General features: G+C 64.5%; 15 protein-coding genes. 9 read left to right on the top strand and 6 right to left on the bottom strand.

The genetic code is table 11. The features are described 5' to 3' along the window. Positions 1-138: 138 nt before the first annotated feature. The 3 genes from F6X61_RS22790 to F6X61_RS22780 are packed head-to-tail and all read left to right on the top strand — an operon-like array spanning position 139 to position 4,608. Positions 139-1,914 carry a type I secretion system permease/ATPase gene (locus tag F6X61_RS22790; protein WP_153788662.1) on the top strand — a complete coding sequence of 592 codons (1,776 nt, stop codon included), beginning with the start codon at positions 139-141 and terminating at the stop codon, positions 1,912-1,914. Between the two features lie 4 nt (positions 1,915-1,918). Next, positions 1,919-3,265, top strand: coding sequence for an HlyD family type I secretion periplasmic adaptor subunit (locus F6X61_RS22785; protein WP_153788661.1), 1,347 nt, complete (start codon positions 1,919-1,921; stop codon positions 3,263-3,265). A 5-nt stretch (positions 3,266-3,270) separates the two neighbouring features. After that, entirely contained in the window at positions 3,271-4,608 is a 1,338-nt protein-coding gene (locus F6X61_RS22780) for a TolC family outer membrane protein (RefSeq protein WP_153788660.1), read from the top strand. A gap of 342 nt (positions 4,609-4,950) precedes the next feature. Here the strand turns inward: F6X61_RS22780 and F6X61_RS22775 are convergent, their stop codons facing one another. Further along, complete coding sequence (locus F6X61_RS22775; protein WP_153788659.1) at positions 4,951-6,468, bottom strand: nucleobase:cation symporter-2 family protein; 1,518 nt, start codon at positions 6,466-6,468, stop codon at positions 4,951-4,953. 266 nt (positions 6,469-6,734) lie between these two features. Next, entirely contained in the window at positions 6,735-7,097 is a 363-nt protein-coding gene (locus tag F6X61_RS22770; RefSeq protein WP_153788658.1) for a PilZ domain-containing protein, read from the bottom strand. Positions 7,098-7,264: 167 nt separating this feature from the next. Between F6X61_RS22770 and F6X61_RS22765 the strand changes: the two genes are divergently transcribed. From F6X61_RS22765 to yjiA, 3 genes are all read left to right on the top strand, one after another. Next, the gene (locus F6X61_RS22765; RefSeq protein ID WP_153788657.1) at positions 7,265-9,331 is read left to right on the top strand and encodes a carbon starvation CstA family protein; all 2,067 of its coding nucleotides are present in this window, start codon (positions 7,265-7,267) and stop codon (positions 9,329-9,331) included. A gap of 13 nt (positions 9,332-9,344) precedes the next feature. Beyond that, a complete protein-coding gene (locus F6X61_RS22760; RefSeq protein ID WP_110994698.1) occupies positions 9,345-9,542 on the top strand; it encodes a YbdD/YjiX family protein in 198 nt (65 codons plus the stop codon). A 78-nt stretch (positions 9,543-9,620) separates the two neighbouring features. Further along, the gene (gene yjiA, locus F6X61_RS22755; RefSeq protein ID WP_153788656.1) at positions 9,621-10,613 is read left to right on the top strand and encodes a GTPase; all 993 of its coding nucleotides are present in this window, start codon (positions 9,621-9,623) and stop codon (positions 10,611-10,613) included. A 393-nt stretch (positions 10,614-11,006) separates the two neighbouring features. On the opposite strand, the gene glyA is transcribed toward yjiA, so the two are convergent. Next, positions 11,007-12,260: a serine hydroxymethyltransferase gene (gene glyA / locus F6X61_RS22750; RefSeq protein WP_110996555.1), complete on the bottom strand. Its 1,254-nt coding sequence runs from the start codon at positions 12,258-12,260 to the stop codon at positions 11,007-11,009. 302 nt (positions 12,261-12,562) lie between these two features. Continuing rightward, positions 12,563-16,393, bottom strand: a complete 3,831-nt coding sequence (locus tag F6X61_RS22745; protein WP_153788655.1) for an EAL domain-containing protein — start codon at positions 16,391-16,393, stop codon at positions 12,563-12,565. A 236-nt stretch (positions 16,394-16,629) separates the two neighbouring features. Between F6X61_RS22745 and F6X61_RS22740 the strand changes: the two genes are divergently transcribed. The 3 genes from F6X61_RS22740 to gdhA all read left to right on the top strand — a co-directional run bounded on the left by F6X61_RS22740 (position 16,630) and on the right by gdhA (position 20,634). Beyond that, entirely contained in the window at positions 16,630-17,043 is a 414-nt protein-coding gene (locus tag F6X61_RS22740) for a hypothetical protein (protein WP_153788654.1), read from the top strand. 294 nt (positions 17,044-17,337) lie between these two features. Further along, a complete protein-coding gene (gene ettA / locus F6X61_RS22735) occupies positions 17,338-19,005 on the top strand; it encodes an energy-dependent translational throttle protein EttA (protein ID WP_153788653.1) in 1,668 nt (555 codons plus the stop codon). Positions 19,006-19,293: 288 nt separating this feature from the next. Continuing rightward, entirely contained in the window at positions 19,294-20,634 is a 1,341-nt protein-coding gene (gdhA, locus tag F6X61_RS22730; protein ID WP_153788652.1) for an NADP-specific glutamate dehydrogenase, read from the top strand. Between the two features lie 71 nt (positions 20,635-20,705). On the opposite strand, the gene F6X61_RS22725 is transcribed toward gdhA, so the two are convergent. Together F6X61_RS22725 and F6X61_RS22720 are read right to left on the bottom strand one after the other, a co-directional pair. Further along, the gene (locus tag F6X61_RS22725; RefSeq protein WP_153788651.1) at positions 20,706-21,242 is read right to left on the bottom strand and encodes a GreA/GreB family elongation factor; all 537 of its coding nucleotides are present in this window, start codon (positions 21,240-21,242) and stop codon (positions 20,706-20,708) included. 68 nt (positions 21,243-21,310) lie between these two features. Next, on the bottom strand, positions 21,311-21,667 hold the full coding sequence (locus tag F6X61_RS22720; protein ID WP_153788650.1) for a hypothetical protein: 357 nt from the start codon (positions 21,665-21,667) through the stop codon (positions 21,311-21,313). Between the last annotated feature and the right edge of the window lie 137 nt (positions 21,668-21,804).

Genomic DNA, 21,804 nt, shown 5'->3' with positions numbered 1-21,804 from the left:
CCCCGCCATTCGCTGATCTGTTGCATTTACCCCGCAGCCCGTGTCTTTGCCGGGCCCAGGCTGCGGTGGTGCGAATTCTGTGGCGTCGACGGGCACAAAGCAATCGCCGGTCGGCGCTCCCTGTGAGGTTTCCAACGAATGCGAACCGCTCCCGCCACGGCCAACGAAGTGCTGCAGGCGCTCAAGGCCTGCCGTGCCGGCCTCGCCAACGTCGCCCTGTTCACCGCGGTGATCAACCTGCTGATGCTGGCGCCGGCGCTGTACATGCTGCAGGTGTATGACCGGGTCCTGTCGTCGCGCAACGAAATGACGCTGCTGATGCTCAGCCTTCTGGTGCTGGGCCTGTTCGCCTTCATGGGCGTGCTGGAGTGGCTGCGCAGCCAAGTGGTGGTGCGCCTGGGCACTCGCATGGACATGGACCTCAACCCGCGGGTGTTCGACGCCGCCTACGCGGCCAGCCTGGCGGGGCACAAGGGCGCGGCCGGGCAGATGCTCGCCGACCTGACCAGCCTGCGCCAGTTCGCCACCGGCCAGGCGTTGTTCGCCTTCTTCGACGCGCCCTGGTTCCCGGTGTATCTGCTGGTGATCTTCATGTTCAGCCCCTGGCTTGGCCTGATGGCGCTGGTGGGCGCGGTGTTGCTGACCGTGCTGGCCTGGGTCAACGAGCGCCTGACCAAGGCCCCGTTCGCCGAAGCGGGCGAGCTGTCGCAGCAGGCTGGCCTTGAGGCCAGCGCCAACCTGCGCAATGCCGAGGTGATCGAAGCCATGGGCATGCTGGGCGCGGTGCGCCAGCGCTGGGCGCGCCTGCACCATGGTTTTCTTGCCCGGCAGAACCTGGGCAGCGAGCGCACTGCGGCCGTCAGCGCGGTATCCAAGACCGTGCGCCTGGCGTTGCAGTCGCTGGTGTTGGGGCTGGGCGCCTGGCTTGCGATCGAGCAGTTGATCACCCCCGGCATGATGATCGCCGGCTCCATCCTGATGGCCCGGGTGCTGGCGCCGATCGACCAGTTGATCGGTGCCTGGCGCCAATGGAGCGGTGCCCGCCAGGCCTACCTGCGCCTGAGCGAGCTGCTGCGCACGCAACCGTCACGCCCGGCGGGCATGCCCTTGCCGGCGCCGTTGGGCAGGCTCACGGTGGAGCAAGTGGGCGCGCTGCAGCCGGGCAGCAACCGGCCTTGCCTGAGCAACCTGGGTTTCGACCTGGCTGCCGGCGAGTCGCTGGGCATCATCGGCCCGTCGGGTTCGGGCAAGTCGACCCTGTCGCGGCTATTGGTCGGTGCTGCCGCGCCGTCCACCGGCAAGGTGCGCCTGGACGGCGCCGACCTGCGGGTGTGGGAGCGCCAGGCGCTGGGCCGGCATATCGGCTACCTGCCGCAGGATGTACAACTGTTCGCCGGCAGCATTGCCGACAATATCGCCCGCCTGGGCCCGGTGGACGCCCAGCAGGTGGTGGCCGCCGCGCAGATGGCCGGTGTGCACGAGATGATCCTCAAACTGCCGGCTGCCTATGACACGCTGCTGGGCGAGGGCGGCAGCGGGCTGTCCGGCGGCCAGCGCCAGCGCATCGGCCTGGCCCGTGCGCTGTACGGGTTGCCGGCGTTGATCGTGCTCGACGAGCCCAACTCGAACCTCGACGAGGCCGGTGAGCAGGCGTTGCTCGAGGCCGTCGGCAAACTGCGTGAGCACAAGCGCACGCTGATCCTGATCACCCACAAGTCGTCGTTGCTGGCGGGCCTGGACAATCTGCTGATGCTGCAAAACGGCCAGTTGCAAGCCTACGGCCCGACCGCCCGGGTGCTGCAGGACCTGCAGCGCGCCGCCCGCCCGGCGCCGGTTGCCGCCGCGCCCGCCAGTACCCCCGCCATGCGCACACCCCTTGGCCTGAGCGCCAGCTTCGGCCTGCCAAGAGCCTGACTTCATGACCGTACATGCCGTTACCAAGCGCAAGACCGATGTGCCCGCCGACCCCGACAACGTGCTCAGCCTCAGTGAACATCGCCCCGCCCGGATGGGGCGTTGGCTGGTGCTGGCCGGCTTTGGCGGCTTCCTCTTATGGGCTGCGCTGGCGCCGCTGGACAAGGGCGTGCCGGTGACCGGAAACGTGGTGGTGGCCGGCAGCAAGCAGGCGGTGCAGCACCCCACGGGTGGGGTGATCGAGCAACTGCTGGTACGTGATGGCGAGCCGGTCAGTGCCGGCCAGGTGCTGCTGCGCATGGACCCGACCCAGGCCCAGGCCCAGGTCGGCTCGCTGCGGGTGCAGTACGTCAACGCCCGCGCCGGTGAGGCGCGGTTGCTGGCCGAGCGTGACGGCCTGGCGAGCCTGGCGTTCCCGCAGGGCCTGCAGGCCGAGGCCGGCACGCCCTGGGTGGCAGCGGCCCTGGAGGGCCAACGCCAGTTGCGAGCCAGCCGTGCTCGCGCATTGGAGATGGAGCTGGGCGGCATGCGCGAAGGCATCGCCGGCGCCGAAGCCTCGTTGCAGGGCTTGCAGGGCTCGCTGGCCAGCAAGCAGGCCCAGCGCGATGCCCTCGACGAGCAACTGCGTGGCCTGCGCGACCTGGCCAGGGATGGCTATATCGCCCGTAATCGGCTGCTCGACAATGAGCGCCTGCTGGCCCAGGTCAACGGCTCGATCGCCGAAGACCTGGGCTCGATCGGCCGCACCCGGCGCCAGGTGCTGGAACTCAAGCTGCGCATCGGCCAGCGCCAACAGGAGTTCCAGAACGAAGTGCGCCAGCAGTTGGCCGAGCTGCAAGCCAGTGCCGAGGACCTGGGCAATCGCCTGCGCAGCGCCGAGTTCGAGCTGGCCCACACCCAGGTACGTGCCCCGGTGGCCGGCACGGTGGTGGGGCTGAGCGTCTTCACCAATGGCGGGGTAATCGCCCGGGGCCAGCAGTTGATGGAGATCGTCCCGGCTGGTGCGCCGCTGTTGGTCGATGCCAGGGCTCCGGTGGAGATGGTCGACCGCTTGCGCCCGGGGCTGCCGGTGGAGCTGATGTTCGCCGCCTTCAACCAGAGCACCACGCCCCGGGTGGAGGGGGAGGTGAGCCTGGTATCGGCTGATCGACTGGTCGATGAAAAGACCCAGCATCCCTACTACCAGGTGCGCATAAAGGTCAGTGAACAGGGCCTGCAGCAGTTGGCGGGGCTGGATATCCGCCCGGGCATGCCGGTGGAGGCGTTCGTGCGCACCGGTGAGCGCTCACTGCTCAACTACCTGTTCAAGCCGTTGGCCGACCGGGTGCATGTCGCCCTGGCGGAGGAGTGATGCGGATGCCGCTGTTTGCCCGCTTTGCCCTGCCCATCCTGATCGCTGCCAGCCTGCCGGCGCAGGCGCTCGACCTGGGCGATGCCTATGCCCTGGCCCTGCGCAATGACCCGGCCTGGCAGGGGGCGATCGCCGAGCGCGCCGCGGGCGTTGAGAACCTGGCGATCGGCCGTGCCGGCCTGTTGCCCAAGCTTTCGTACCGCTACAACCGCGCGCGCAACGACTCCGAGGTGACCCAGCGCAGCCAGTTCGGCAATGTCACCAACCAGCGCGACTACCGCAGCTACAGCTCGACGTTGACCTTGGAGCAACCGCTGTTCGACTACGCCGCCTGGAGTGCCTATCGCCAGGGCGTGGCCCAGGCGGCGCTGGCCGACGAGCGCCTGCGCGGGCGCGGCCAGGAGCTGGTGGTGCGCCTGTTCCAGGCCTACAGCGAGGCGTTGTTCGCCAACGAGCAGATCGGCCTTGCCCAGGCCCAGCGACGCACCTATGCCGAGCAACTGACACTCAATGAACGATTGCTCAAAGGCGGCGAAGGCACCCGTACCGACCTGCTGGAAACCCGCGCCCGCTTCGAGCTGGCCCAGGCCCAGGAGATCGAGGCCGGCGACAGCCTCGATGCCGCGCTGCAAGCGCTGCAGGCGATCATCGGCGAGCCTGTGACGGTCGAGGACCTGGCACCGCTGGCGACGCGTTTCACGGTCCAGCCGCTGACACCGGCACGCTTTGAACCCTGGCGCGACCTGGCCGTGGCCCGCAACGCAGAGCTGGCCAGCCAGCGCCATGGCCTGGAGGTGGCCGAGCACAATGTCGAGCGTCAGCGCGCCGGGCACCTGCCGTCACTGAGTGCGTATGCCAGCAGCGGAGTTTCCAGTTCCAGTTCCGAAAGCAGCTACAACCAGCGCTACGACACCGACAGCATCGGCCTGCAACTGAGCATGCCGCTGTTTGCCGGGGGCGGGGTGTCGGCCTCGGTGCGCCAGGCGCAGGCCCAGCGCGATGCCGCGGGCTTCGAGCTGGATGCGCAGTTGCGCGACACGGTCAACCAGTTGCGCCGGCAGTTCAACCTGTGCGCCAGCAGCACGGCGAAGATCCGTGCCTACGACCTGGCGGTGAGCGCTGCGGGCGCGCTGGTGGAGGCCACGCGCAAGAGCGTGGCGGGCGGCGAGCGGGTCAACCTGGATGTGCTGGATGCCGAGCAGCAGTTGTACAGTGCCCGCCGCGACCTGGCGCAGGCGCGCTACGACTACCTGCGGGCGTGGTTGAAGCTGCGCTACCTGGCGGGGGTGCTGGATGCCGGGGACCTGAATGCGCTGAACGGTTACTTTGCCGCCCACGGCTAATTGGCAGGGGCCTGTAGGAGTGGGTTTACCGGAGTGCCGGACCACCGCGAACACCGCGAACACCGCGAACACCGGCGAAGCCGGTGCCCTGCACCGCGTAGCCTGCTTCGCGGGTAAACCCGCTCCCACAGGGATCGCGCTAACCTCGAGGCAAGCATCTTACCTGTGGGAGCTGGCTTGCCAGCGATGAGGCCAGCACTGACAACTTAAGACAGTTGCTCCTACAGAATAGGCGCGTGTTTGCGATATCAGTTCTCTGCCTGACAGCGATCTGCGCCGGCAAACAAAAAGGGGAGCCGACGATGCGCGTCGGCTCCCCTGCGTGATCGCTTCGCTTAGCGATCAGTGCTCGGCAACGGCATTGCGCCTGGGCGCTTCGTTGCCGTGTTCGTCCAGTTCCATGACCGGTACTTCATTGCCTTCGGCGTCGAACAGCTTGCCATCCTTGAAGTAGTCGCCATCGCGCAGGCACGAGATGTCCGAGTACTGGATGGTGCGCTCGTAGGCCGCGGCGAACACCGACTGGTTTTCCGAGTTGCCGGTGGTGAAGTGGTTGAACATCAGGTTGAGCAGGATGGCCATGATTGCCGCCGAGCTGATGCCGGAGTGGAAGATGGTTTCGAACCAGCTCGGGAAGTTGTGGTAGAAGTTCGGCGCGGCGATCGGGATCATGCCGAAGCCCAGCGAGGCGGCGACGATGATCAGGTTGACGTTGTTCTTGTAGTTGACCTTCGACAGGGTGCGGATGCCACTGGCGGCCACGGTACCGAACAGCACGATGCCTGCGCCGCCGAGCACCGGGGTCGGGACTGCGGCGATGATGCGGCCCATGATCGGCAGCAGGCCGAGCACCACCAGGATCACGCCGCCGGTGGCGACCACGTAGCGGCTCTTGACCCCGGTCACGGCCACCAGGCCGACGTTCTGGGCGAAGGCGCTCTGGGTGAACGAACCGAAGATCGGCGCCAGGATGCTCGATGCCATGTCGGCACGCAGGCCGTTGCCCAGGCGTTTGGAGTCGACCTTGGTGTCGATGATTTCACCGACCGCGAGGATGTCGGCCGAGGTTTCGACCAGGGTCACCATGATCACGATGCACATCGACAGGATCGCGGCGATGTGGAAGGTCGGCATGCCGAAATGGAACGGCGTGGGGAAGGCGAAGATCGGGCCTTCGGTGACCTTGCTGAAGTCGGTCATGCCCAGCGCCCAGGCGATCAGGGTGCCGGCCACCATGGCCAGCAGGATCGACAGCCGCGAGATGGTCGCGCTGCCCAGCTTGCTCAGCAGCAGGACGATGGCGAAGGTCAGTGCCGCCAGGCCGATGTTGGCAACGCTGCCGAACTCCGGCGAAGCGCTGTTGCCGCCCATTACCCAGCGCGCCGCGACGGGCATCAGGGTGAGGCCGATGGTGGTGATGACGATACCGGTCACCAGTGGCGGGAAGAACTTGGTGATGCGCGAGAACACCGGGGTGATCAAGAAGCCGATCAGCGAGGCGGCCATGACCGCACCCAGCACCGCTGGCAAGCCGCCACCGTCCTGACTGCCGAGGATCGCCCCCATGGTCGCCACACCGGCAAACGAGACGCCCTGCACCAAGGGCAACTGGCAACCGAAGAACGGCAGGCCGAGGGTCTGCAGCAACGTCGCCAGCCCCCCCGCGAACAACGAAGCCGCAATCAGCAGGCCGATTTCGGCGGGGGCCAGACCGGCCGCCTGGCCGAGGATCAGCGGTACCGCGACGATCCCGCCATACATGGTCAGAACGTGTTGCAGACCGTAGGCCAGGTTGGCGCCAAGCCCGAGGTTTTCATCCTCGGGGCGTTGGGTGGGAGACGTGCTAGGGGACGTAGTCATGGAGCAGGCTCTCAGCATTTATTGTTGTGGCACTACTGTAGCTAGCAAGTGGATTCGATTGCTATCAGAATTGTATACAATATTTTGATCCTGACGCGCACAGCAGTGCCTCCAGAGTGCGCTTTTTATGGATGCAGAATGCGTTCCAACTCGGTAAATGCTGGAGTAGATGGGTGTGTACAAGGTCGAATGCGGCCCAGCACAAAGCTGTCTGGGTAGACAGGAAACACTCTCTGTTCGGTTTGTTAGCAGGCTAAGAGATTTTATTATTCGATCAATTCACGCAGCTCGCGCATCATTTCGGTGCTGTCGGCCACGTTCAATTCCACCAAACGGTGCAAATGGGTCATCGAATCGACGTCTATATAGAGGCAGATGAAGCCCAGGCGCTTCGACTCCTCGTGGCGTAACTCGACCTGCATTTGCACGTGGTTGTGCGCGTCGAGGTGGATGATCGCGTCGAAATCCTGCGAGGGGTCGGCATCCCAAGGGGTGGGGCGCTCAATCAGCAGGCCCTTGAGTGAAAGGTCGAGCAGCTTGACCGGCCAGCGCCGCTCGCCCTGGCGAAGTTCGGTGGGGGCGTCGAAGTCGATGCGTTGGAAACGGCGGCGTTCGTCGTGACTGCTCATGGGGAAAGGTCCTCGAGGGTTCAACCTGACTATAGTGGTTAATGTCGCTGTAGCAGGTACCGCAATCTGGCCGCAGAGGCTCTAGACCAAAGCAAGTGTGGCAATGCGCGATGACACGCCCTAGACTCGATGGGCGGTCTTTCCAATCCACCAGCTGGAAGTAAACCATGAACAACAATAATAGCCTGCTACGCCACATTCCGTGGCTGGCGCTGGCAGTCATAGGGGCCTGCGCGCTGGGTGTGGTAGCCCTGCGGCGCGGCGAGGCAATCAACGCCTTGTGGATCGTGGTCGCGGCAGTGGCCATCTACCTGGTTGCCTACCGTTACTACAGCCTGTTCATCGCCACCAAGGTGATGCAACTGGACCCCCGCCGGGCCACGCCCGCGGTACTCAACAACGATGGCCTGGACTACGTCCCGACCAACAAACACATCCTCTTCGGCCACCATTTCGCGGCAATCGCTGGTGCCGGCCCGCTCGTGGGCCCGGTGCTCGCCGCACAGATGGGCTACCTGCCCGGCACGCTGTGGCTGATCGCCGGCGTGGTGCTGGCTGGCGCGGTACAGGACTTCATGGTCCTGTTCCTCTCCACCCGTCGCAACGGCCGCTCGCTGGGCGACATGGTGCGTGAGGAAATGGGCCGCATCCCGGGCACCATCGCCCTGTTCGGCTGCTTCCTGATCATGATCATCATCCTCGCGGTGCTGGCGCTGATCGTGGTCAAGGCCCTGGCCGAGAGCCCGTGGGGCATGTTCACGGTGATGGCGACCATCCCGATCGCGATGTTCATGGGCATCTACATGCGCTATATCCGCCCGGGCCGCATCGGCGAGATCTCGGTCATCGGCGTGGTGCTGTTGCTGCTGTCGATCTGGCTGGGGGGCCAGATCGCCGCGGATCCGGTCTGGGGCCCGGCCTTCACCTTCACCGGCGTGCAGATCACCTGGATGCTGGTCGGTTACGGTTTCGTCGCTGCCGTGCTGCCGGTTTGGCTGGTGTTGGCGCCGCGTGACTACCTTTCCACCTTCCTTAAAATCGGCACCATCGTCGGCCTGGCCATCGGTATCCTGATCATCGCCCCCGAGCTGAAAATGCCGGCGCTGACCCAGTTCACCGACGGCACGGGCCCGGTGTGGAAGGGCACCCTGTTCCCGTTCCTGTTCATCACCATCGCCTGCGGCGCGGTGTCCGGCTTCCACGCGCTGATCTCCTCGGGGACCACGCCCAAGCTGCTGGACAACGAAACCAACGCCCGCTACATCGGCTACGGCGGCATGCTGATGGAGTCGTTCGTCGCCATCATGGCCATGGTTGCCGCTTCGGTGATCGAGCCAGGCGTGTACTTCGCCATGAACAGCCCGGCCGCAGTGGTCGGTGCCGACGTCGTTTCGGTGGCGCAAACGGTCAGCAGCTGGGGCTTCATGATCACCCCCGAGCAGCTTGAAGCCACCGCCCGCGACATCGGCGAGCACACCATCCTGGCCCGTGCCGGTGGTGCGCCAACGCTGGCGGTCGGTATCGCGCAGATCCTGCACCAGGTGCTGCCGGGTGAGAACACCATGGCGTTCTGGTACCACTTCGCGATCCTGTTCGAAGCGCTGTTCATCCTGACTGCCGTGGACGCCGGTACCCGTGCCGGGCGCTTCATGCTGCAGGACCTGCTGGGCAGCTTCGTGCCGGCGCTCAAGCGCACCGAGTCCTGGGGCGCCAACCTGCTGGCCACCGCCGGTTGCGTGGCGATGTGGGGCTACCTGCTGTACCAGGGCGTGATCGATCCGCTGGGTGGCATCAACACCCTGTGGCCGCTGTTCGGTATCTCCAACCAGATGCTGGCCGGTATCGCCCTGATGCTCGGCACCGTGGTGCTGATCAAGATGAAGCGCCAGCGCTACATCTGGGTCACCCTGCTGCCTGCAGTCTGGCTGCTGATCTGCACCACCACGGCGGGCTTCATCAAGCTGTTCGACCCGAACCCGGCCGTCGGCTTCCTGGCCCTGGCCAAGAAGTACAGCACCGCCCTGGACGCAGGCCAGGTGCTGGCCCCGGCCAAGGACATCGGCCAGATGCAGCACGTGATCTTCAACGCCTACACCAACGCCGGCCTGACGGTCCTGTTCCTGCTGGTGGTGTTCAGCATCCTGTTCTTCGCCCTCAAGGTCGGCTATGCCGCCTGGGGCCGCAAGGAGCGCAGCGACAAGGAAACCCCGTTCCAGGCTTTGCCTGACGCTTGAGAGGAATGCCGCGATGTTCAACGACTTGAGTCGACTGGGTAAGTACCTGGGGCAGGCAGCCCGCCTGATGGTCGGCATGCCCGACTACGACAACTACGTCGAGCACATGCAGACCAAGCACCCGGACAAACCGGTGATGAGCTACGAAGCGTTCTTCCGCGAACGCCAGGAAGCGCGCTACGGTGGCAAGTCCGGGCCCAAGTGCTGTTGAACCCGCGACACGTGTGAATCAGTGGGAGCCCGGGCAACCGGGCTCCCACTTTCGTTTTCAGCTCCAGGAGACAACCGCGTGCATACGCCGATTCCCGTTACCGTGCTGACCGGCTTCCTTGGCGCCGGCAAGACCACCCTGCTCAAACACATGCTCAAGGCCGAGCACGGCCTGAAGATCGCCGTGATCGAAAACGAGTTCAGCGAGGCCGGTATCGACAGCCAGCTGCTGGGCGACGAACCGGTGCAGGTCATGACCCTGGCCAACGGCTGCGTGTGCTGCAGCATCCATGGCGACCTGACCCGTGCCCTGTACCTGCTGCTGGAGCGCCTGGATGCCGGCGAAATCGCCTTCGACCGTCTGGTGATCGAGTGCACCGGCCTTGCCGACCCGGCGCCAGTGGCGCAGACCTTCTTCATCGATGAGGAGCTGCGTGAGCGCTATGTCCTCGACGGCATCATCACCTTGGTCGATGCCGTGCATGCCGAACTGCACCTGACCCAGGCCATCGCCCAGGCCCAGGTCGGTTTTGCCGACCGCCTGCTGCTGAGCAAGACCGACCTGGCCGAGCCCGAAGCCGTCGAGACGCTGCGCGAACGCCTGGGGCGCATCAACGGCCGGGCGGCGATCCGCGTGGTGGAGCACGGCCGCATCGACCTGGCCGAGTTGCTCGATGTGCGCGGCTTCAACCTCAACCCGGACCTGGGCATCAGCCTCAAGCCAGCCCTGCGGCCGGTGCTCAAGCCGGCCACACCGGACCGTATCTCGACGCTGGTGCTGCGCACCGAAACGCCGTTGGATATCGATCGTCTCAGCGACTTCATGAACGAGCTGCTGGAGGAACACGGCAAGCAGTTGCTGCGTTACAAGGGCGTGCTGAACATTGCCGGCGAAGACCGCCGACTGGTGTTCCAGGGGGTGCTCAAGCTGTATGGGTTTGATTGGGATGCCGAGTGGAAGGAAGGCGAGGCGCGGGAAAGCGTGATGGTGTTCATTGGTGATGAGCTGCCGGAGGAGAAGATCCGGGCAGGTTTCGAGGCTTTGAGTGATGGGTCGGTCAGAAGTGTCTGACTTGTGAATGCCGCCTTATGGCGGCATTTTTTCCACCTCAAGGTCTTCATGAGAGTGGGTCAAATGAATCTGCACATCGGGTCGAATTTCGATGACTTCCTTTTGGAAGAGGGTTTAGCTGAGGCGGTGATGGAGCCAGCGTTGAAACGGGTGCTCATCTGGCAACTGATGCAAGCCATCAAGCGCGGTCATGCATTAAGACACTACGGGGCAAATGCCGAAGCAGAAACGCCTCGGCCCGCTAGAACCATTAGCGGGATTAGTGTGGGGACTACTAGTTGTGTGACTTAACAGTTGTTTTGCCTATGAGATCGAGTGCCGCAAGACTCTCGCCAAGCACCCACAAAAAAGCCCGGCACATGGCCGGGCTTTTTCACATCAGGCGTCTGCCAATCAGTTGCCGTACACCGGCAGCTTCTTGCAGATGGCCTTGACCTTCTCACGCACGGCGTCGATCACCGCTTCGTTGTTCAGGTCTGCCAGGATGTCGCAGATCCAGCCGGCCAGCTCTTTGCACTCGGCCTCTTTGAAACCACGGGTGGTCACGGCCGGGGTGCCGAAGCGCAGGCCCGAGGTGACGAACGGGGAACGTGGGTCGTTCGGCACCGAGTTCTTGTTGACGGTGATGAAGGCCTTGCCCAGAGCGGCGTCGGCGTCCTTACCGGAGATTTCCTGCTTGATCAGCGACAGCAGGAACAGGTGGTTCTGGGTGCCGCCGGAAACCACGTCGAAACCGCGCTCGATGAATACCGAAGCCATGGCCTGGGCGTTCTTCACCACTTGCTGCTGGTAAGCCTTGAACTCAGGCTGCAGGGCTTCCTTGAAGCAGATGGCCTTGGCGGCGATGACGTGCTCCAGCGGGCCGCCCTGGGCGCCCGGGAAGACGGCGGAGTTCAGCTTCTTCTCGATGTCGGCGTTGGCACGGGCCAGGATCAGGCCGCCACGTGGACCGCGCAGGGTCTTGTGGGTGGTGGTGGTGACCACGTCGGCGAACGGCACCGGGTTCGGGTACACGCCAGCGGCAACCAGGCCGGCGACGTGGGCCATGTCGACGAACAGGTAGGCACCGACCTTGTCGGCGATTTCGCGGAAGCGGGCGAAGTCCAGTACCTGCGAGTAAGCCGAGAAGCCGGCAACGATCATCTTCGGCTTGTGCTCGACCGCCAGGCGCTCGACTTCGTCGTAGTCGATCAGGCCGTTGCCGTCGATGCCGTACTGGATGGCGTTGTACAGCTTGCCCGACGAGCTTACCGAAGCACCGTGGGTCAGGTGGCCACCGTGGGCCAGGCTCATGCCCAGGATGGTGTCACCGGCCGACAGCAGCGCCAGGTAGACGGCGGCGTTGGCCTGGGAGCCGGCGTGCGGCTGGACGTTGGCGTAGTCGGCGCCGAACAGCTCTTTGGCGCGGTCGATGGCCAGTTGCTCGACAACGTCGACGTACTCGCAACCACCGTAGTAGCGCTTGCCTGGGTAGCCTTCGGCGTACTTGTTGGTCAGTACCGAACCCTGGGCTTCCATGACGGCGGGGCTAGTGTAGTTTTCCGAAGCGATCAGCTCGATATGCTCTTCCTGGCGCAGGGCTTCTTGCTGCATGGCTTCGAAGAGCTCGGCGTCGTACTTGGCAATGGTCAAATCACGGCTGAACATGGCGGTCCTCAAGGATCGGGCTGGATTGGGGGGGCATTCTAACCGATTGATTCGCGCCTGGCATATGAAGTGGCATCAAGTCGCGGACCAATGGGGCTCATGTTGCAGGCCGCGCCGTGTCTGGGCTGGGTGGATATGAGAGTTGACCCTTGGGTCCGTTTTTAGATGCGCATTTCAGTCGCGACGATATACCTGTGGGAGCGGGTTTACCCGCGAACACCGGCTATGCCGGTGCCATGCGCCGTGTGGCCTGCTTCGCGGGTAAACCCGCTCCCACATGGATCGCACCAGCCTGCAGCAACTCACTGGAACATGAACAACGTCTCGTTGCTGAACTGCGCTTCGAACTGGTTGGCCGGCATCGGCCGGCCGAACAGGTAGCCCTGTACTTCGTCGCACCCATGCTCGCGCAGGAACTCCAGCTGCTCGTGGGTTTCCACGCCCTCGGCGATCACCGCCAGGTTGAGGCTGTGGGCCATGGCGATGATCGCCCGGGCGATCTGCGCGTCCTGCTCGCCCTCGGGCAGGCCGTCGACGAAGGTGCGGTCGATCTTCAGCACGTCGATGGGGAACTGCTTGAGGTAGTTGAGCGACGAGTAGCCGGTGCCGAAGTCATCGACCGCAATGCTCAGGCCAAGGTTCTTCAGGCTGTCGAGGATCTGCATGGCCTCGTGGACTTCACGCATCAGGATACTTTCGGTCAGTTCCAGCTCCAGGCATGCCGGCGGTAGGCCGGTTTCTTCCAGGATGGTGGCGATGCGCGTGCCAAGCTGGCCATCGGAGAACTGCCGGGCAGAGATGTTCACCGACACCTTTGGTACCCGCACCTTGGCCAGGTGCCAGGCCTTGAGTTGGCGGCTGGCTTCGCGCAGCACCCAGTCGCCGACGTCCACCACCAGCCCCAGCTCCTCGATCACCGGGATGAAGTCGCCCGGCGGTACCAGGCCGCGGGTCGGGTGGCGCCAGCGCAGCAGCGCCTCGGCACCGGTCAGGCGTTTGCCGTCGCCGCTGAACTGCGGCTGGTAGTAGAGGATGAACTCGTTCTGCTCCAGGGCGTGGCGCAGGTCGCTCTCCAGCTCCAGGCGCTCCAGGGCGCTGGCGTTCATGTCCGCCTGGTAGAACTGGAAGTTGTTCTTGCCACGCTCTTTGGCGTGGTACATGGCGGTGTCGGCGTTCTTCATCAGCTGGCTCAGCTCGCTGCCGTCCTGAGGGCTGAGGGCGATACCGATGCTGGCGGTGACGAAGAACTCGCGGTTCTCCAGCACGAACGGGGTGACCAGGCTGCCGAGGATGTTCTCGGCGACGTGGATGGCGCGGTTGAGTGCCAGTTCGCGGGTAGCCTTGGGTTGCAGCAGCAGGGTGAATTCATCGCCGCCCATGCGCGCCACGGTGTCGTCGTCGTCGACACAGGCCAGCAGGCGCTCGGCCATGTCCTTGAGCATGCGATCGCCCGCGGCGTGGCCGAGGGAGTCGTTGATCGGCTTGAAACGGTCGAGGTCGAGGAACATCAGCACCACCCAGGCCTTTTGTCGTTCGGCCTGCTGCAGGGCGGTGTACAGGCGGTCCTGGAACAACGTGCGGTTGGGCAGGTGGGTGAGGGCGTCGTAGTAGGCCAGGCGGTGGATGCGCTGTTCGCTGGCCTTGCGCTCGCTGATGTCGGTGAAGAAGCACACGTAGCTGGCCAGGTCGCCTTCGTCGTCGAGTACCGCGGTGATGCCGACCCAGGCCGGGTAGTGCTCGCCGTTGCGGCGCTTGAGGAACACTTCGCCTTCCCAGCTGCCGCGCTGGTTGAGCTGCTTGAGCACGTAGCCCAGGTGGGCGTCCTGCTGGTGTTCGACGGTGAGCATGCCCGGCAGTTGGTCGAGCACTTCGGCGACCGCATAGCCGCTGACTCGGCTGAACGCCTCGTTGGCCTGGACGATGTAACCGGCCGGGTCGGTGATCAGAATCGCCGAGGTGGAGTGCTCGAATACCGTGGCCGCCATGCGCAGGTCCTTCTCGGCCCGGCGCTGCTGGCTGATGTCGCGGCCCACGCCGAGTACGCCCTCGAAGCGCTCATGCTCGTCCCACACCAGCACCAGGCGCAGCTCGATGGGGATCTTGCGGCCGTCGGCGCGCAGGCAGTCGAACAGGAACAGCTGCGTGGGCAGGGTGGTGCGCAGCTGGGCCAACTGCTGCTGGTCGCCGAGGGCCTTGCTGACCCGTTCCATCAGGCCATAGACGCCAGTGAGCTGTGCCGGGTTGGCGACAATCGATTGCCAGCCGTTGGCGAAGATCCAGTCGGCCTGGTAACCGAGTACCGCCTGCACCGAAGGGCTGACGTAATTGAGCTGCAACAGGTTGTCGGTGGAGAAGATCACGTCGCTGATACTTTCGGCGAGCATGCGGTAGCGCTGCTCGCTGTCGCGCAGCGACGCGCTGGCCTCGATCTGCACGGTGACGTCCTTGCCCACACCGATGATGCGGGTGATCTGGCCGTCGCTGTCGCGGGACAGCACTTGCTCGCGAATTTCATAGCAGCGCCAGCCGCCGTCGCGGTGGCGGAAGCGCAGCTGGCAGTACAGGGATTGTTCACGGTTGCTGTCCAGCTGTTGCCGGCGCAGCGTCTGATAGTGCTCGGCGTCCTCGGGGTGCAGCAGCAACTCCCAGAAGCGCTCGCCCATCTGCGCCAGCTCCGCGCGGTCGTAGCCCAGGGTCTGGCCGAGGTGGCGGTTGCTGAAGATCATCCGCTGGCTGTGCACGTCCTGCACATAGAGCTGGTCGGGCACGGTGCGGACCACGTCCGACCAGAAACTCTCGCGTTCGAGCAACGACAGTTCCACCTGCTTGCGGCTGGTGATGTCGCTGATGCTCAGGATCACCGCCTGGTAGTCACGGCGTTGCTGCGGCAGGCGCACCATCAGCCACAGGTGCAGTTCGCCGCCCAGCGGGGCCGGCAGGCGCACTTCCAGTTCAAGCTGGCTGCGTTCTTCGATCAGCGCGTCGATCAGCTGCATGCCGACGCTGTCGCGGCCGTCGCCGCTGCCATCGATCAGGCGTTGCCAGGCGCCTTCATTGCTATCGACGTTGAGCAGTTGGCGGGCGACCTGGTTGATTTCCGTGATCTTCAGTTCGGCCAGCAGCGAGCGGCGCAGGTTCGGCTCCAGGGCCAGGCTCTGCTTGAGCGCGGCGCGGTTGCGCAAGTGGTAGCGGTCGAGCTGGCCGGGCAGGCTGGAAAGGTCGAGCACGCACAGGGCCACGCCGGTGCCCTCGAAGATCTCCTGGTAACGCCGCCGGTCCTCCTGCAAGGCGCGCTGGCGGCGGCGCATGTTGATCAGCGCCAGGACCGGCAGCAGGGCGCAGAACAGCACCAGCACGCATTTGCCGATCAGCGCCGGGAGCAACTTGCCACGGGCAAGGCCGGCGTCGAACAGGCCGCGCAGCTGCCAGCTGCTGTTGTCGATGTAGGCCAGCATCACGCTCTGCAGCGGCTCGCCGCTGGTGGTCGTCGGGCCGTGGCGCTCTATCACCTCGCCGTTGCGGCTGTTTTCCAGCAACCACAATGGGTGGCCGGGGCCATCCAGGTGTTGGGCCAGCTCCTTGTAGTAGTCGGGGCTCAGGCGCAGCAGCCAGTAGCCGCGGTCCTGCTCGGCGGGCTGGCGCAGCAGCAGGTAGACCCGTGTGTTGTCTGGGCTGCTGGTATAGAAGAAGGCGCGCCCCTGGTTGAGTTGCAGGAGCTCGTCAATCAGTGGGCGATCGTCGCTGTCGGTCAGGGTGTCGACCAGGGTCTGGCCATTGCTGTCCAGCCAGGCCAGATGCTGCAGGGCAGGCAGGCGCGCCTGCAAGGTGTCGAGCAGGGTCGGCAGGGCGGCGGGCGCCGGGGTTTTGACGTAGGGCTGGACCAGGTTCAGCGCTTGCTGTGCCTTGAGCGCCATGTTCAGGCTCAGGTGGTCGGCCAGTTCCGCGCTGGTCGTCAGGCTTTGCTGGCGAAGGTCGGCCTGGGTATGGCGGAACTGGGTGAACAGTTGCCACAGCAGCAGGCCCAGCAACACCAGCGCCAGCAGGGCCAGCGCCCCTTTCAGCGAGCCGCGCAGGTGGGTGCCGGTCTTGGCAGCAGCGGGGCGCAGGGGTGACGGATGCGTGAGATTGGTCAAGCGTTGGTCCTGCGATTGGGCTGACGGCAGGGAGGGCGCATGCACGGCGCATGCCGTGGCCAGGCAAGCCGTCGGGCGCACTATAAGCCGCTAATGTGAAGCCGCCTAGCATGCCTTCAAACATGGCAAAGTGCCAGTGGGTGTGACCGCAGCCGGTCATGCCGGTTCGGCAAGCCCCTGCATCCTGTGCGAGAATGCCGGCCGCTACATAGTCAACGCATCGGAGAAGTAAGGTTTTGGTTACCCACTATTCCACCAATGGTCTTGATTCTGCCTGCGGACGCAGCAGTCAGACCCTGGTCAGCACTGCCGCGGCCGAGGACGTATCCTGCAAGACCTGCCAGCGCTCGCTGGCCAAGCCGGACGCGGCTGCTGCCAGCCTGAACAAGACGCCGTCGCTGGCCGAGCTGCGCAAGTCGGCCAAGGCGGCCAAGGCCGCCGCTGAGCCTGTTGCCGAAGTTGCCGTGCAGCCGCTCGCCAAGCCTGCCGCCGCACCCGCCAAGGCAGTGAGCAAGCCGGCCACCCAGCAAGCCGACAAGCCTGCCCGCAGCGGCGGCTTCAGTGTCAAGTCGGCCTGGGCCGCACGCCTGGCCGAGCAGTCGGACCGTTGCCGTCTGCCGCGTGGCAAGGCCAGGCAGTCGCACGTCTGAGTCCTGCCAGACGCCACTGGCCTCATCGCGGGCAAGCCCGCTCCCACAGGTATGTCCAAGCCCCTCGGGGCGCTGCGAACCCTGTGGCGGCGGGCTTGCCCGCGATGAGGTTCTGACAGGCCATCGCTGTCACTCCAGCCCCAAGGGCTTGGCCAACGCGCGACCACTCTGTGCAATGCCGCAGCTTGGCGTAGAATGGCCCACTTTGTTCAATGACACCCCGTAAACACATCCCCCGGGCAACCGCCTCGGGCGTACGTCGATGTCTTTACCTATCTGATAGAGGGCTTGGTTTTGGCTCAATACGTCTACACCATGCATCGGCTGAGCAAGGTCGTGCCGCCGAAGCGGGAAATTCTCAAGAATATTTCCCTGTCGTTCTTCCCGGGCGCCAAGATCGGCGTACTCGGCCTGAACGGCGCGGGTAAATCGACGCTGCTGCGCATCATGGCGGGCGTCGACAAGGAATTCGACGGCGAAGCCCGTCCGATGCCCGACATCAACGTCGGCTACCTGCCCCAGGAGCCGCAGCTGGACCCAACCAAGACCGTGCGTGAAGTGGTCGAGGAAGCGGTCAGCGTGATCAAGGACGCCCAGGCCCGCCTGGACGAGGTCTACGCCGCCTACGCCGACCCGGATGCCGATTTCGACAAGCTGGCCGCCGAACAGGCCAAGCTCGAAGCCATCCTGCAGGCTGCCGACGGTCACAACCTGGAGCGCCAGCTGGACGTCGCCGCCGACGCTCTGCGCCTGCCGGCCTGGGAAGCGAAGATCGAACACCTTTCCGGTGGTGAAAAGCGCCGTGTGGCCCTGTGCCGCCTGCTGCTGTCGGCCCCCGACATGCTGCTGCTCGACGAACCGACCAACCACCTGGACGCCGACTCGGTGGCCTGGCTGGAGCGCTTCCTGCACGACTTCCCCGGCACCGTGGTGGCGATCACCCACGACCGTTACTTCCTCGACAACGTCGCCGGCTGGATCCTCGAACTGGACCGCGGCGCCGGTATCCCGTACGAAGGCAACTACTCGGGCTGGCTGGAGGCCAAGTCGGACCGTCTGGCGCAGGAGTCCAAGCAGCAGAGCGCCCACGAAAAAGCCATGAAAGAGGAACTGGAGTGGGTGCGCAAAGGCGCCAAGGCCCGCCAGTCCAAATCCAAGGCTCGTCTGCAGCGCTTCGAAGAGATGCAGTCGCAGGAGTTCCAGAAGCGTTCCGAAACCAACGAGATCTACATTCCGGCCGGCCCGCGCCTGGGCGACAAGGTCATCGAGTTCAAGAACGTCACCAAGGGCTACGGCGACCGCGTGCTGATCGACAACCTGTCGTTCGCCATGCCTAAAGGCGCCATCGTCGGCGTGATCGGTGGTAACGGTGCCGGTAAATCGACCCTGTTCCGCATGCTGATGGGCAAAGAGCAACCGGACTCGGGCAGCATCGAGATCGGCGAAACCGTGCAACTGGCCTGTGTCGACCAGAGCCGTGAGGACCTGGACGGTGGCAAGACCGTGTTCCAGCAGGTCTCCGATGGCTCCGACATGATCAAGATCGGCAACTACGAGATCCCGTCGCGCACCTACGTCGGCCGCTTCAACTTCAAGGGCGGCGACCAGCAGAAGTTCGTCAAGGACCTGTCCGGTGGTGAGCGTGGCCGTCTGCATCTGGCCCTGACCCTGAAGGAGGGCGGCAACGTCCTGCTGCTCGACGAACCGTCCAACGACCTCGACGTCGAAACCTTGCGTTCGCTGGAGGAAGCCCTGCTGGACTTCCCGGGCGCCGCCATCGTGATTTCCCACGACCGTTGGTTCCTGGACCGTGTGGCCACCCACATCCTGGCGTATGAAGACGACTCGAGCGTGGTGTTCTTCGAAGGCAACTACACCGAGTACGAAGCCGATCGCAAGAAGCGCCTGGGCGATGCCGCTGCCCAGCCGCACCGTGTGCGTCACAAGAAGCTGGCCCAGTAAGCCGGTTTTCGTTGCACAAGAATGGGGCCCTATGTGGCCCCATTTTTGTGCCTGTCATAAAATGTTTTGGCGGGTCTCGTGGGAGCGGGCTTGCCCCGCGATAGCAGGCATCTGGCTGATCGCGGGGCAAGCCCGCCCCCACAAAATCGCTCAAAAACTTGTATACAGTTATAGAAAACGCACCAAATAATTTCATAAAAACGACATTTCGCCCTGTTCCAGTGCGATTGGTTCTTGGTACATTCCCGAAAAAACCAATAAACAATCCCTCTTGGTGAGATGTCTACCATGACTGAATCTGTCGACGCCTTCCTGGCCCGTCTGCAACAGCGCGACCCCGCTCAACCCGAGTTCCACCAGGCGGTGGAAGAGGTGCTGCGCAGCCTGTGGCCCTTCCTCGAAGCCAACCCTCACTACCTCAAGGCCGGCATCCTCGAACGCATGGTCGAGCCCGAGCGCGCCGTGCTGTTCCGCGTGTCGTGGGTGGATGACCAGGGCAAGGTACAGGTCAACCGCGGCTACCGCATCCAGATGAGCAGCGCCATCGGCCCGTACAAAGGCGGCCTGCGTTTCCACCCGTCGGTGAACCTGGGCGTGCTCAAGTTCCTGGCCTTCGAGCAGGTGTTCAAGAACTCGCTGACCTCGCTGCCGATGGGCGGTGGCAAGGGTGGCTCGGACTTCGATCCGAAGGGCAAGAGCGACGCTGAAGTGATGCGCTTCTGCCAGGCGTTCATGAGCGAGCTGTACCGCCACATCGGCGCCGACCTCGACGTGCCGGCCGGTGACATCGGCGTGGGTGCCCGCGAGATCGGCTTCATGTTTGGTCAGTACAAGCGCCTGGCCAACCAGTTCACCTCGGTGCTGACCGGCAAGGGCATGACCTATGGCGGCAGCCTGATCCGCCCCGAGGCCACCGGCTTCGGCTGCGTGTACTTCGCCGAAGAGATGCTCAAGCGCCAGGACAAGCGTATCGATGGCCGTCGCGTGGCGATCTCGGGTTCGGGCAACGTTGCCCAGTATGCCGCACGCAAGGTGATGGACCTGGGTGGCAAGGTGATCTCGCTGTCCGACTCCGAAGGCACGCTGTTCTGCGAAGCCGGTTTGAGCGATGCCCAATGGGATGCGCTGATGGAGCTGAAGAACGTCAAGCGTGGCCGCCTCAGCGAGCTGGCCACGCAATACGGCCTGGAGTTCCGCAAGGGCCAGACGCCATGGGCCTTGCCGTGCGACATCGCCTTGCCATGCGCCACCCAGAACGAACTGAACGCCGAAGACGCCCGTACCCTGCTGCGCAATGGCTGCATCTGCGTGGCCGAAGGCGCCAACATGCCGACCACCCTCGACGCTGTGGATATCTTCATCGAGGCCGGCATTCTCTATGCGCCGGGCAAGGCGTCCAATGCCGGTGGCGTTGCCGTGTCGGGCCTGGAGATGTCGCAGAACGCCATGCGTCTGCTGTGGACTGCGGGCGAGGTGGACAGCAAGCTGCACAACATCATGCAGTCGATCCACCATGCGTGCGTGCACTATGGCCAGGAAGACGATGGCAGCATCAACTACGTCAAGGGCGCCAACATTGCCGGCTTCGTGAAAGTCGCCGATGCCATGCTGGCGCAGGGCGTGGTCTGATCTGAGGCACGTGGGAGCGGGCTTGCCCCGCGATGCTGTTGGATCAGGCTACGAAGTTTGCCTGGCTGGCGCTATCGCGGGGCAAGTCGGGTCGCCGCACCGCCGCTCCCACAAGGCTCGTCGTCAATTTCTAATACCTCGATCACCTGATTCCCCGCCGGCCGCTGCCACAGAACTTCATCCCCAGGCCCGGCCCCCAGCAGCGCCCGCCCCAGTGGCGACCCCCAGTTGATCAATCCCTGCGTCGCATCGGCTTGATCCTCCCCCACCAATTGCACTCGATGCTCCTGGCCGTCTTCATCGACAAACCGCACCTGGCTGCCAATCTGTACCTTCTCGCAGGACCTGGCGGCGGGCACTACCTGCGCGCTTTGCACGCGGGCAGTGAAGTAACGCAGGTCACGTTCGGTATCGGCCAACTGCTGTTTGTCAGCGCGCTCACCCTGGGCCTGCAGCTCAGCCCGCCGGGCATTGAGCACGGCCACCCGCTGCTGCAGCAGGGCAAGGCCCGTGGCAGTGACATAGTTGGGCTGGTCGCTGACCCTGCGCTCCACCGGCTGGTCGGCCTGGGCGGCGGCCTGGTCCTCGTTGACGAATGCTCGGCTCATGCGTGGCCTCCTTGTGCTGGAGACCATGGTGGCAGGTTGTGGGTTGCAGCGGTTGTCCGTTTGCGACGTCAGTTGCGGCGATAGGCACGGGCGGCGCCCTGGTCCTTCTCGCGCTGCCAGTCGCGGTCGCGTTCGTCCCAATAGCGGTCATGGTACTGGCGCTGTTCTTCGCTGTTCTGCATGGCCTGGCATTGGCGAAAGCCGTCGTCCCAGCCGCTTTCGTACTGGCGGTTGTGCAGGTAACGCGGGACGTCCTTGCGAAAATCGCCGGCCATTGGCCCGGCGGCCTGGCGGCCGCTGCTGCAGCCGTCCTGAAAGCCGTCGGCGTAGGCGGGGGGATAACCTTGATTGACCATCTGTTCGTGAGTGGTCTCGCAGCCTGCCAACAGCAACAGGACACACAGGCCCAGCCAGTACCGCGACATATCCACAAGACCCTTGGAGTGATGGTGGGGAGTCTAGGGGCTGGTTTGTCGGGCCAATGTCAAAACAGCGTCAAAGAGTCGGTTGGTTTTCATCGAGGAGCGTACTACCTGCTTCGCCGGTGCGATTTACCCGCGAA

Origin of the sequence: Pseudomonas sp. EMN2 (assembly GCF_009650555.1) — a bacterium.
Classification (GTDB): domain Bacteria; phylum Pseudomonadota; class Gammaproteobacteria; order Pseudomonadales; family Pseudomonadaceae; genus Aquipseudomonas; species Aquipseudomonas sichuanensis.
Note: the sequence above shows the minus strand (reverse complement) of the source record. Positions and strands in the feature narration are given on the sequence as shown.